Consider the following 13,067-nt stretch of genomic DNA (forward strand, 5'->3'; position numbering starts at 1 on the left):
AATGTTAATTTTCTACTCGTTTGTAAGAAAAGTTTTATAGAAACTACTAATTTATTAGAACCCGGTCGATTTTCCATGCCAACGGTATGCTGATTGCTTCTGAACCGCCGATAATATGGTAGTCGGCGCGCTCTCCGAATAACTTCATACTGCGTTCCATAGTCGTCCACTTATTTTGGTTCGTCAAAAGGACAGGGCTGTTCGATTGGACGGCAAGCGGCGTCACCGCCATGGCATCAGGGAAGTTTCTACCTGTCGTAAAATAGAGGGTATCTGCCTGCTTATTTCCAAAGGTGCGATGCATGGCTTCATTCGTTTCATAACGTGTGGCACCCGATATCCGATAAGGGCTGAGAGCCTCCAGTTCCTTTTCCACCTCGTTGGAAACCGGATTCGTTCCACCGACAATATAGGCTTTCGTAATACCCAGGTCTTCCAAGTAGGATCGGGCGCTCTCCGGGATCTTGTTTTGTTTCACATAAATAATCGGATACTGCTTCATCCCACTGTACCCAGCAGCAGAAAGAGCGTCCGGAAATTCCTGACCTGAAACAACAAATGCTTTATTGGTGTCATAAGAAATCAGCTCATTGACAGCAATCGCTGTTTCGTAACGATCGGCACCTTTGATGCGATGAACTCGGTATCCCGCTTTCTTCAAATCCTTCTCAACATCCGGATGGACAGCAACGGTACCACCTACCATGATCACATCGGTTGCACCGAGACGCTTCAATTCCTTCGCAACAGTTGAAGATAAGCTATCTTTCTTCTCCAGTAGAACCGGGCTGTTCAAGTAGGAGGCGAGTGGTGATACAGCAAGGCTGTCCGGAAAATCTTTGGCTGTTGCGAGGATGACAAATTTACCTTCCTGTTTACGTCCATCCACCATCAAGGATTGTTGCTGAAGCTCATTCCAACCCTGTTTAGATATTTCGACAGCCGTATCGACAGCGGTGGCGCCTGAGATTCTGTGAGATTCTTTAATCTGAGCGAGCGTCTTCTCTGCATCAATCATCCCATTCCCTAAATCATACGCACCGGCTACCGGGGATGCCGACTGTTCGATGAGACGCTTCGTCTGTTGTCCGGTCAGGAAAGGAGCTTGATTCTTTACCATAGCTGCCAGACTGCTTACATGGCCGGTGGACATGCTTGTTCCTTCCATATATTCGTAATCGTCTTGCAAATATGTACTGATTAAATCCGTCCCCGGTGTAACGACATCGATATCGGCACCATAATTCGAGAACGAGGCCTTTTCTTTCTTGTTCAGGTCGTAGCTTCCAACCGCGACTACCTGATCGAATGCCGCTGGATAAAGCGTATCGTTCTTCTCATCATTTCCGGCCGCCGCGACAACAAGCACCCCATGTTCGACGGCATATTGGACAGCCTCTTCCAAAGAAGAGCGGTAGGTATATGTACCGAGGCTCAAGTTGATGATGTCTGCATTGTGATCAACCGCATACTCAATACCATCAATAAGGTCTGATACGCTCCCTTCGTTCTCTTCCATCATCTTGACAGGCATAATTCTGACATCACCTTTTGATAGAGAAGCAACTCCTGTCTTATTGTTCGTAACTGCTCCTATCAACCCTGCTACATGTGTTCCGTGACCATAATGATCTGTTGGATTCTGACCTCTTTCCAAAAGGTTGGTCCCTTTAATTACCTGTCCCTTTAAATCAGGGTGAGATGCGTTCACACCTGAATCGACGACGGCGACTACAGGGTCTGCATCGGAAGCGTCTTTATAACGGTCCCAAGCCTTTATTACATTCATTCTCTGAAAGGTTACCTGTTGATCGGGGTAGAACGTATCATTCGGAGCACCCTGCGAGTACACTTTCGCATCAAGCTCCACATAATCCACATCCGGATCCTGCTCAAGATCTTCTTTCTTCTCTTTCCAATTTCGTTTGTCCGTTTCCACTACATCCAGAGGAAATACCGGATCTGTCGACTGAGTCGTAACCCTGTCCTTGTATTTGACGATCAGCTTAACAGACGCGTCCTCTTCCGCCATGACGTGACTGCTTCCAAAACAAACCGCTGCAAGGACAATGAGAATTGCCCATAGTTTTCTAGATTTCATATCGCAACTCCTCTTCTAAAACTTTTCCTATCTCCACAAAATATGAGTTCCTTCGCTCATTCAGTTTACATAAAAATACAAGACTTTTAAATGTTTCCGAGTTTTTTTCTTACTATTATTCAAATAAAAAGCACACCACAAAATGGTGTGCTTTTTCAGACTGTCTTTGAAGTTAACGGCTTCTGGGTCGTTAGCTTCAAAGACGTCGAATGTATGTCGACTATGCTTGATACGTAAATACCCGTTAGAATAAACCCAGCCGCTTCTTCACACGGATGCGCTCCGGTGGATTGGTGAAGACCATTTCTCCGTCCAGTACGACATGGGCGTTCTCCATGAATTGATACATCATATCCGTTCCGAATTTCTTCCCTACTTTATCATACGCCTCTTTCAGGAAGAACCCCCGTTTCTTTGAGTCATGAGCATCGGAGGCGATGACGTGTCCAAGGTTATGTTCAATGATCTGATAAGCAAACTTTAGGGAATCCCTGCCGAATTTCCCGACAAGACTCCCGGCTGATAACTGCGTGAACGCGCCGTTTTTAACAAAGTGATAGAGAAGGTCCGGCTGTTCCCGAAGTGTACGGTTCCGTTCCGGGTGGACAATCACAGGCTTATATCCCGCCATCTGCATGTCGTAAAGCATCTGCTTGGCATAATGCGGAACAGTATTCTCCGGAAACTCTACATATAAATACCCGCTTTTTTCATTTATCGGAAGGACCATTCCCTGTTCCAGCTCTTTTATGAATTCCTCGTGGAGCCGAACTTCTTGTCCAGGCAGAACAGTAAGGTCTATTCCTTCTTCATATAAACGTTCATTTAATTTCCTGCATTGTTCTATGATCTGTTGTGGTTCGTTATAATACTCAGATGTTTGGTGATGCGGCGCAGCTACAACCGTCTCGATACCCTGCTTAAGTGCTGCTCGGGCCATTTCAAGACTTTCTTCCATGTGGCTTGCTCCATCATCTATACCTGGAAGTATATGACAGTGTAAATCGATCATAACATCCACCTCTTCTATTAGTTTTCTATTTGTGCGACATAAACACAGACTGTTCACTGTTAAGAACAGAAATAAAAAAATAAAACGCCTATAGATTTACAGCGCTCTAGTTCATTATAAAGAATCTATTTTTATTATAGTTGATTAGTAACTAATGTACAACGTCAAACTAATTAAATAAGTAATAGTATTTGTTCAATTAAATTTATTTTCATACAAAAACACAACAACGATTGTTCGTTATAAAACATTTACAATTTTAAAATTATTTGAACGTAGATTGTTCAGCCATTGGAACTGGCATAGGTATAGAGCTTGGGCCGCTGTCGGAAATCAACTTTCTTCTTAAAAATTTTGTCATTGGTTTCTCAATAAGTAAGTAAGTCATACAACAGGAGAAGGTTACTAAAATCATTAAAGAAACCATCCATGTTCCTGGACTTGTAAGTTCAAGTATTCCCCACTTCAGTAGTAAAAGTATATACAGTTGCAGAAACGGGCCGTGAGCAATATATATCGAATACGACGCATCACCGAGAAAAGAAAGTAATATAGGAATTTTTCTATCAACCTTATCTTTTTGGGAAATCCCGTACATAAGGATCATGGCTGATAGACCGAATGTTACTGTTGGTTCGAAAGGCATGAGCCCGTATATATTATCTATCCAGCCTAAAATGTATCCTCCCAGGCCAAAAAGAACCCATAACCATCCTCTCTCATCATTTACCTTACCCGAAATGAAAGCTACAAAACTCCCTCCAAGTATTTCTACTAGATATATACTGAAATAAGAACTGGGTAGAAAAGGAAGTAGTCGAACTTCAACCAAAAGAATTAAAACTACTATACTTGAAATTACAAGTCGCATAAGGTTTGGTGTGATAAGATAAAAGAAAAATAAAATATAGAAAAGGAATATATAGGTCAGGGACCAAGCAGAATCGAGCACGGGATCTCCAGGGATTAACAATAATGATTTTATAATTGTCTGAAAGTCATATTGCATATCGAGGATTAATTGAGTAGCAACTATTACAGCTGTAGTAAATAACCAATATAATGGGATCAGGCGTAGAATACGCTTTAATAGAAACTGTTTTGCTTTTCTGCTATTACCTATATGTCTATGATATAAATAGTAGATCATAAAACCCGTAACAATAAAGAAGAAATCGACACCCCCGGTTTTTTCCCAACTCCCAATATTGAACCAATCATATCTGTAAACTTTCATAAATGTTATGTTCGTGTGACCTACTAAAACAAATAGAATAGCAATAGCCCGGGCTACTTGAACAATTTCAAGACGAGATGTTTTCGACATTTCACATCCATCCCTTCCAGATAGAATTATCCATTTAGGTTAGGAATGCTTGCGCCAAGCGTTATATCCGTAATGAAGAAAACACCAACAGGAAGATGGGATGGAGATCTCCAGGACTTTTCTATACGTATTCCAGGTTTTACGAGCAGATATCCATTTATTACTGGATAGAGATTTATGGCGCTTACGATAAAAAGCCAAAACTTCATTCAGGCCATAAGCCACTTCTCCTTTTGAAAGTATATTAAGCCACATTCCATAATCCTCTGAACAATTGCTTTGTAACGGCATCTGAACCGCCCCTAATTTTTGCTTATCTAACATCACCGTTAAGGTTCCAATCGATGTGTTTTTCAAAAGTGAGGCGTACGTGACTTGTTCAGATACATTCATTACTTTGTCGGTTGTTTGTCCATTTTCTTTCATAATTCGGTATGATGTGAACGTGAAAGAAGCATCCATCTTTTTCATAAAAGCTATCTGCCTCTCTAGTTTATTTGGATGCCATATGTCATCACTATCGAGGAAAGCAATATATCGGCTGTTGGATGCCATAATACCTTTATTTCTAGCATAAGCCGGACCTTGATTTTTACTTGATTGTATTAGAATAATTCTGCTGTCTAAATACAATTGATCTTTAACGAGATCAATTGTATTATCTATTGATCCATCATCCACTATTATCATTTCCCAATTGATATATGTTTGCGCCCGTACCGAGCGAATAGTATCAAGAATGTAAGCATCTGCATTATAAGTAGGTGTAATAATACATACCTTATCCATGTTGTCTCTCCCTTCAATGTACCGCACGATTCCTCTTAATACGTTTTGGATCACTATTATCATGCTGATTTACAGTTTCATTGCGTAACCCTTCCGCTTGTTCCTTATGAAGAAGTACTTGGACAGTTAGCAACATAATTTTTAAATCTATCCATAAATTGCAATTATTAATATACATAAGATCGAACCTCAGCTTTTCCACCGGAGAGGTGGTGTAATTGCCCATCACTTGCGCTAATCCCGTAATACCAGGTTTTACAATATGTCTGTATTTATAATCCGGATATTGGCTACTAAATTGTTTTATGAAAAATTCCCTTTCCGGCCTTGGCCCCACTAAACTCATGGTTCCGAATAAAACGTTGTAAAGCTGAGGCAGTTCATCCAGCCTGACAGCGCGCATCCAGGACCCTAATGTTGTAATGCGAGGGTCCTTTTTGCTGGCCAGTATTGGACCTGTTAACTTCTCTGCATCAGTGATCATGCTTCTGAATTTATAGATGAAGAAAGTTCGTCCATTTTTTCCTATCCTCTCTTGTTTGTATAGCGCAGGACCTGGAGATGTAAGAGGAATTAGGATAAATAATAATAGTTGTATAGGCAGAGAGAATAAAATGATGGAGCTTGAGAGAATGAGATCCATAGAACGTTTTAAAAATTCATTTCCTTTATGATTTGTCGCTTCTGGTTTGATAGAGAAAACCATCCGATCCTCCAATTGTTCTACAACGGATCTTTTAATCAATAACTCATAGAGCTCAGGAACTACTAGGACTTCCCGCTTCTTCTCCATTCCCCATTTCATCAGAACACTTTTTTCACTTTGTATTATATCCGGACCGACTAGAAGTACGTCTGCCTCTTGAGCCTCTGTGTTGTTTCTCCATCCCTCTACAGAAGTCGACCTACCAATTACACGATACCAGTCATTAAATAAAGAAGCAGGAACACTAAAATGTGATGATCCAATTACCCAAACCTTTTCTTTTCCTAGCTTCCGGTAACTTTTCCATAGAACAAACCGTACCATCATTAGTAATCCTGATTGAGATAGCAAGATAAGTAGGTATAAATTAAGTGGAATGGAACGAATAGATAGAAACAATTCCAAGAAACCAGTTATTGAAGCACTTGTTATCATCGCAAGCACAAGAGAGGTGATGACGTACCCGAACGGCTTCCTCAGCCAATTACCATAAAGGCCGAACAATTGAATAGTAAGAATGGAAAGTAATAGGGAAAGTACGAAGAGAATTTCCGTTTCTTCCAATCCAGCGTAACCCCAAAGTTTGGATATCTTCTCCGTTGCAAAATAGCTGATTGCTATAACAGCTGAATCAACTAAACACCATACCATTCGGACTAAGCGTGACTGCCCTTTCATAATCCTCCACTCCTTTTTTATAACAAAATAAAATTCTTTATAAAGAACAAAAGGGTAGGTATCGCCTCTTATTATTCTCTTACAAGTCACTTCTTCTTACTAAACGACTAAAAGGAAGGCTGTAAAACTAATTTCAAGTTATTTATTCTTATGATTGAATTATTGGTTAGACTGTTCAAGTGGTGTTTTGTATTCATTCAAAGTTTCCACGATCATTCGATCCAGAGAAAAATGATGCATTACCCTGTTTCTGGCTGTTATTGCCATGGTTTCGTAAGAAAATGTATCGGAAGCTAAATAGCGGATCTTCTCACAATATTCCTCCACAGTATGATCCTTTATAAGGTATCCGGAACTTTTATCAATCACCGCTTCTTTTATACCTCCACGATCAATAGATATAACCGGCGTTCCTACTGCCATGGATTCCAGAATCACCATAGGAAAGACTTCCCGCTTAGAAGTGAGCAGCAATACATCCATGTCCCTGATAAATTGTTCGGGTTTTTTTACTTTCCCCAGCATTTTCACACTCTCGGAAATTCCCAGCTGAGCAATCATTTTTTTCAGTTTTTGCTCTTCCGGACCTTCACCGCCAAGGAAGAAGTGGAATCGATCATCTTTTCTCATTTCATTTGCAATTTTTATAAAAAGCGAATGATTTTTCTCTTCCGATAACCTTGCCAGAATACCTACCCGAAACTTCTTCTTTTCCTTTCTGGGTTGAAACGCAAACTGTTCCAAGTCTACGCCATTATAGACTACCTTAATTATTTCACGATGGACTCCACATCTAGTCAATTTGTCTTTTTCATACTCACTTACAGCTATGACGCATGATACATACTTATTTATCAACCACGCGAACAAGGAGCGACTTTGCACTTCCATAGAAGTAATATTATGTTTGGTATAGATAATTTTAAAAACTTTTCCCGTCATGTGCTTAAGCATTATTGCGTAGATCACCATTCTCAGACTGTTTGCATGGAGAACATGAATGGGCTTCTGTTTAATAAAGTCGGCTAGTTTTCTTAAATTGTACATATGCTTTCCTAATTGTAGTTGAATGTAATTCTCTTTATGGTACAGCTTTTCAGTCAGTTCTCCAGGGCTAGAGGCAAAGTAAAACTGTGTACCGGGAAGCTGCAGGCGATTTTCCAATTTACAAAAGTACATTTCCGCTCCGCCAAATATTAATTTATCCGTGAGAAGAAGAACCCTCATTACATTCACCTCGATTATGCTTCATTTATATTAGTCCGTACGTTAGAAGAGCTATTCCGGCTGACATGATCTTGGTTTAGAAAAGTTGAAAGGATAGCAAGAAACAGGAAGAAGATGTCGTTAATAATGACAGAGAGAAAAGCCATTTGAAGAACCATCCCTACAAATGTGAGAAAAAGATACGGCTGCTTTTTATAGACTCTGTTAAGAACCATTTGAAACAAGCACAGGCTAAGGAAGAGAAAATAGAAAAGAATTCCAATGAGTCCCGCGTCTGATAATACATCCAAAAATGTATTATGGACAGAGAGGTCCGTTCCATACTCAAACCAATTGTAGTCTGCAAAATTAAATGCACCTATCCCAGTCCATGGATTCTCCTGAAAGTATCCCCACGCCCTCCCCCATAATTCCAGACGACCGCTACCTCCATCTGCCGAAAAATCTTTCATTCTTGAATCCAAGATAGACAGCAGATCAAAATGCAGAAAGTAAATAGCGACGAAAGACGCCAAAGTGAACGATATAACTAATCCTAAAATCTTTTTCCATTGTTTCATTGGGTCTTGAAACAAAATGTAAAAAAGGGTCAGGACAACCATAATTACAATTCCACCTCTAGAAAAAGTCAGGACATTAGTAGTTAAACACAACATCAATCCTAGCTTATTCCAGAAACCTTTTGTGTTACAAAGATAGTAAGCAAAGAACATTGTATTATAGAAGACAAAGAAGTTTGGGTCCTGCAACACTCCAATTAATCTCGGATAGTTACGATCAATCATAAGACCTAATTCTATAACTCTTTCTCCACCTGTATCAAAATAAAATCCTACTCTCTTCAATCCAACGACATACAAAACAAGACTAATAGAATTAAACAGTACTCCAGCATAACCAATAGCCATACCTATCAGACTTGTATGCACGCCTTCTAACAGGGATTTAATAATGAAATAACAGAAGAGATAAAGCATAATTCCTATTACAATTCTAAGACTTGATATAGAATACAATGCAAAGGCACCCGATAGTGCATAGACAGAATAAAAAACAAGCATCGCTACCTCAAACAGCTGCAGTTGCACTAATCGGATAGATTGGAAATAGACAAGCAACAAAATGAAGCAAAACAACATATAAGGTTTCAGAGCGAAGCCAATATAAATATTATAGTTAGCCATAGTCACTAAGAAGAACATGAGAAGGATCTGTGTTTTTCTTTGATTTGTGCCTACTGAATCAAGACCGTTTATTCTCAATCCCTCCCACCTGTCTTCTCTTTCTCGTTTGATACTTCAAGATGAACCGCTTCGAAATAAACATGATTTTCCCACTTAAATCTTTATCAAAAAAGACTAAAAGTACAATCGTCACTCCGTGGAAACTAAGTGCAAGGACTTGGCTGGCTGGATCAAAAAAATCAACAACCAGAAACCCTGTTGAAATGAATATTCCATAAGGTAAAATAACCCTTTTCAACAGTGACATACGCTGAGCAGTGCATATCCAAAAACCTATCAATGCTGTCACCTCTACACAAACACCAGCTACTGCAGCACCAAACACACCTGATGACCGACTAAAAAGTATATATATAATAATTCCTGTAACAATGGATATAACCTGAATAACAGCACGCTGTGTCTGTTTTTCCATAGAAGATAATCCATCCGCCAAAGCTATATTCACAGCTTGTAACACCAGCATCAAGGAAAGGATTTTTAACGGTAAGGAAGCATCCTTCCATGATTCCCCAAAAAGGACTGATATTATAAAATCGGACAAGTAAAAAAAGGGGAGCGTCATGACTATTCCTAATATAGTCATGATTTTCGTTTGGATAATTCGATGATCCAAGTTCCGATTCTTCTCTCCATTTTGGAAAGTTCTGAACAGTACAGGATAATAAGAACCAGCTACCACAAACGGGACTTGCTGTAATGCTTGTGGAATTCGGTAAGCTACAGCAAACAAACCTACTTCTTTAAGAGACAGCGTACTTTTTAAAACCAAGGGGCCGAGGTGGGGCAGTAATACAAACAGGAAACCACAAATAGTGAATGCCCACAAGTTCCGAAACATCCCCTTATGGAGTGGTGTTTTCAGACTAATGGCAACATAGCGGTTCACGAGCACAAGTGCAAACATGCCCGCGAATAGGTAGGAAGCTCCGTAGAGAAAGCACATCCATATAGGATCAAATCGTAACACCATTCCAGTAAGCATACACAGGACTAAGCAACAGGAAGAAAACAATCTTATCAGTCCGCTGTATTGCATTTTTTCACACAACTGAAAGTAAGTAGTCCCTATACTTTGTAGGGCTACACCAGTCACAAGCGGGATAATTAACAAGTAACCGGTTTGAATTATTTGTGGGCCATCAAAATAAAGGATGTGTAAAGTAATGAAACCGAGAAAGAATGTGAGGATTAAGAGCAGAAATCGTAGCTTCACATAGGAAGAGAGGAGAACTTCCTGAGTTACCACTTGTTTCGCACCCTCACGCAAAACAATATTACTTAATCCCGCATCAGTAAAATATCCCATGACCATAGCAAATGCTAGTATGAAACTAAAGAGCCCATATTGAGAAGACTGAAGATAAGAAGCGAGTATAATTAAAGCACAAGCATTTAATATACTGGATAAAGCAGTACTGTAAAAAAGGTGCAGGATATTTATGCTTATAGAATTCCGTTTCTGCTTCAAATTCTCATCCCTATCCGGTCTGTAATATTACTCCCAGGACCTCTTTACCGAAGGAGTGAATGGAATTATTAACCCATAATAAATCTTTCTCTTTGGTTTTATTTTCTCTTGCTACCAAAACGACCCCATCACTGACAGAAGCTAACACTTGTGCATCCGCAAAGCTGATATAAGGCGCCCCATTAATAAGGACTACATCAAAGCTTTTCGAAACACTCTCTATCCATTTCTCTACTTCATCCTTGATCCATAACTCATCTGCCCTGGACTCATTACTTCCTGAAGGCAAAAGTGACAGGTTGGATTGATGCGTCCTTTGTATAATTCCAACAGCTGATTCTTTATTTAATAAAGTGTCGGTCCATCCATAACTATTTGATATATTAAACCACTCGTGGCAGCTTGGATTACGTATATCACCCTCGATTACAAGTACTTCCTTCCCTTGGTTAGCAATAGAGATAGCAAGTTTGGATGTAATCAGTGATTGATTTGATTTATTATCCGGGGAAGTAATCAGCCATTTCCCACCTTTCAAATCCTTTGATGTCTCCATTTGAATCTGTACCATTCGAATTTGTTCCGTACTAGACATCCGACTATTTAAAAGTACTTGTTGTTTTCGTTTCGCTTGTTGCTTTGTCAGCTTTCTAGACACGCATTTCCCCCCCTTTTTTATTCTCCGCCCTTACATAATCAGTAGTTTCTATCGGAGGCTCCAATACTAATTTCTTTTTTGGAACTTTCTTTTTTAAATGGACGGTACCGTAAACCTTTATTCCTAATTTTTTCTCAATCTGTTCTGAAGATTTAACACTGTCATCAAAGTGCTCTCTCATAACAGCTGTACCTATTCCAACAAGAATACCAACGACTAACCCTAAGCCTATGTTGACAAGCATATGGTCCACCCTTTGAGCTGAAGGGTTACCAACAGAGTCACTTAAAACCGAAATGTCCTTTACATCAAAAAGATCTGCCATTTTCTTTTCCGTTGTGACCGCAATGAATTTAGCTATCTTCTTTGCTTCCTCCGGGCTGTCATCTCGAACAACAACACTTACAATTTGGGAATCCATTGTATTCTGAACAACTACTTGATCACTCAGTTCTTCATAGGTGGAATTAAATTCCTCGCTGGCAGCATTCAACACACTCGGGCTCTTAATAAAATCGATGGTCGAGGCCAGAAGCATACTTAGCTCTCTTGTTTCTCTATACTCACTATTCTCTTTGTTCAACTGACCAACAACGATATTTTCCATGGATTGATACGTCGGTTTAACAAAAAAATAAGATCCGGAAATAACAAGAATAAGTATAGAAAGGCTAACGAATATGATGGTCAAAATCCTTTTTTTCAATATACTTAAAAACGTCTTGATTTCCATGTTGCTCCCCCTTTTCTGTTCGTCACAACACTTGCATCATGTCTTTTTGGTAGTCATTCATTGTCTCTTTCAAACCTTGGGAGAAATTGTAGCTTGGTGCCCATTTTAATACTTGAGAAGCTTTCGAATTAGAGAGGATACTGTCCCGGATATCTCCCGGTCTTTCGGGATGGAGCGAATATGGTAATCTTTCCCCTGAAATTAAGGAGAGTTGCTCTATAATGTTCATTACAGAGGTACTGGAATGATGACTGATATTAATAATCTCACGATTTCCCATCATGCATGCAGCCGCATTTGCCGCTGCTACGTCTTTCACGAAGATAAAATCTCTTGTCTGTTTTCCATCACCGAATACCTTAATGTCCTCGCCCTTGATAGCTTTCTCAATAAAAAGGGCGACTACCCCCGCTTCTCCTTTGGTATCCTGCCTTATTCCATACACGTTGGAATAACGAAGAATAGTATAATTTAATCCGAATGCATCTGAAAACATTTGAATATACTTCTCAGCATTCTGCTTGGAAAGCCCATAGAAAGATATGGGGGACACTGGATGATTCTCATCAATGGATAAGTATTCAGGGGTTCCATAAACGGCCGCAGAAGAAGCAAAGATAAATTTCTGCACGTTGTATTTAACACACATTTCCATAACATTGATAGTTCCTCTTATATTCTCCTCCGCATCATATCCAGGATGAGTCATGGAGTAGGAAACCGATACTTGAGCTGCTTGATGAATAACTATATGAGGTTTTTCTTTTGCAAAAACTTCATCTATATCTCCACGGACATCAGCGAAATAGAAAGGAGCTTCGTTAGGAATGTTTTCTTTTTTACCTGTCACTAGATTATCTACGACCACAACCTCATAATTTTGTCTGATCAGTTCCTCCGCAATATGTGACCCGATAAAACCTGCTCCTCCCGTTACCAGTACCTTCATGTCCTCCACCCTCTCCGTTCTTCACAAAGAACAACAAAGCATAAAAACAGTTCAACATATCGTTCTTTATAAAGAATACTTTAGATGATTATAATGCATTCTTTATAATTTATAAATCGCCAAAAACCGCTAATAAGTAAAAAAACCACGTAAAAACCTCCCGAAATTACTA

General features: G+C 39.6%; 11 protein-coding genes. All 11 read right to left on the reverse strand.

Features of this window, described 5'->3' with window-relative positions; translation table 11 throughout:
* Positions 1-46 precede the first annotated feature (46 nt).
* The 11 genes from AXG56_RS10515 to AXG56_RS10565 all read right to left on the reverse strand — a co-directional run bounded on the left by AXG56_RS10515 (position 47) and on the right by AXG56_RS10565 (position 12,895).
* Entirely contained in the window at positions 47-2,101 is a 2,055-nt protein-coding gene (locus AXG56_RS10515; protein ID WP_062514359.1) for a S8 family serine peptidase, read from the reverse strand.
* Between the two features lie 244 nt (positions 2,102-2,345).
* The gene (locus AXG56_RS10520; RefSeq protein ID WP_062514361.1) at positions 2,346-3,113 is read right to left on the reverse strand and encodes a tyrosine-protein phosphatase; all 768 of its coding nucleotides are present in this window, start codon (positions 3,111-3,113) and stop codon (positions 2,346-2,348) included.
* 265 nt (positions 3,114-3,378) lie between these two features.
* Positions 3,379-4,440, reverse strand: coding sequence for an acyltransferase (locus tag AXG56_RS10525; RefSeq protein ID WP_062514363.1), 1,062 nt, complete (start codon positions 4,438-4,440; stop codon positions 3,379-3,381).
* A gap of 39 nt (positions 4,441-4,479) precedes the next feature.
* Positions 4,480-5,229 (reverse strand): glycosyltransferase family 2 protein, encoded by a 750-nt coding sequence (locus tag AXG56_RS10530; protein ID WP_062514365.1) that lies wholly within the window; start codon positions 5,227-5,229, stop codon positions 4,480-4,482.
* 13 nt (positions 5,230-5,242) lie between these two features.
* Positions 5,243-6,613, reverse strand: coding sequence for a sugar transferase (locus AXG56_RS10535; RefSeq protein ID WP_062514368.1), 1,371 nt, complete (start codon positions 6,611-6,613; stop codon positions 5,243-5,245).
* 159 nt (positions 6,614-6,772) lie between these two features.
* Complete coding sequence (locus tag AXG56_RS10540; RefSeq protein ID WP_062514370.1) at positions 6,773-7,840, reverse strand: glycosyltransferase family 4 protein; 1,068 nt, start codon at positions 7,838-7,840, stop codon at positions 6,773-6,775.
* A 14-nt stretch (positions 7,841-7,854) separates the two neighbouring features.
* Positions 7,855-9,102 carry an O-antigen ligase gene (locus tag AXG56_RS10545; protein WP_153017416.1) on the reverse strand — a complete coding sequence of 416 codons (1,248 nt, stop codon included), beginning with the start codon at positions 9,100-9,102 and terminating at the stop codon, positions 7,855-7,857.
* On the reverse strand, positions 9,083-10,555 hold the full coding sequence (locus AXG56_RS10550; RefSeq protein WP_062514372.1) for a lipopolysaccharide biosynthesis protein: 1,473 nt from the start codon (positions 10,553-10,555) through the stop codon (positions 9,083-9,085). The genes AXG56_RS10545 and AXG56_RS10550 overlap by 20 nt, the downstream gene beginning before the upstream one ends.
* A gap of 10 nt (positions 10,556-10,565) precedes the next feature.
* Complete coding sequence (locus AXG56_RS10555; protein WP_062514374.1) at positions 10,566-11,213, reverse strand: CpsD/CapB family tyrosine-protein kinase; 648 nt, start codon at positions 11,211-11,213, stop codon at positions 10,566-10,568.
* Positions 11,206-11,946, reverse strand: coding sequence for a YveK family protein (locus tag AXG56_RS10560; RefSeq protein ID WP_062514376.1), 741 nt, complete (start codon positions 11,944-11,946; stop codon positions 11,206-11,208). Before AXG56_RS10560 ends, AXG56_RS10555 begins: the two co-directional genes overlap by 8 nt.
* A 22-nt stretch (positions 11,947-11,968) precedes the next feature.
* Complete coding sequence (locus AXG56_RS10565) at positions 11,969-12,895, reverse strand: NAD-dependent epimerase/dehydratase family protein (RefSeq protein ID WP_062514378.1); 927 nt, start codon at positions 12,893-12,895, stop codon at positions 11,969-11,971.
* Positions 12,896-13,067: the final 172 nt, after the last annotated feature.

This window comes from Halobacillus sp. KGW1, from assembly GCF_001592845.1.
Lineage (GTDB): Bacteria > Bacillota > Bacilli > Bacillales > Halobacillaceae > Halobacillus.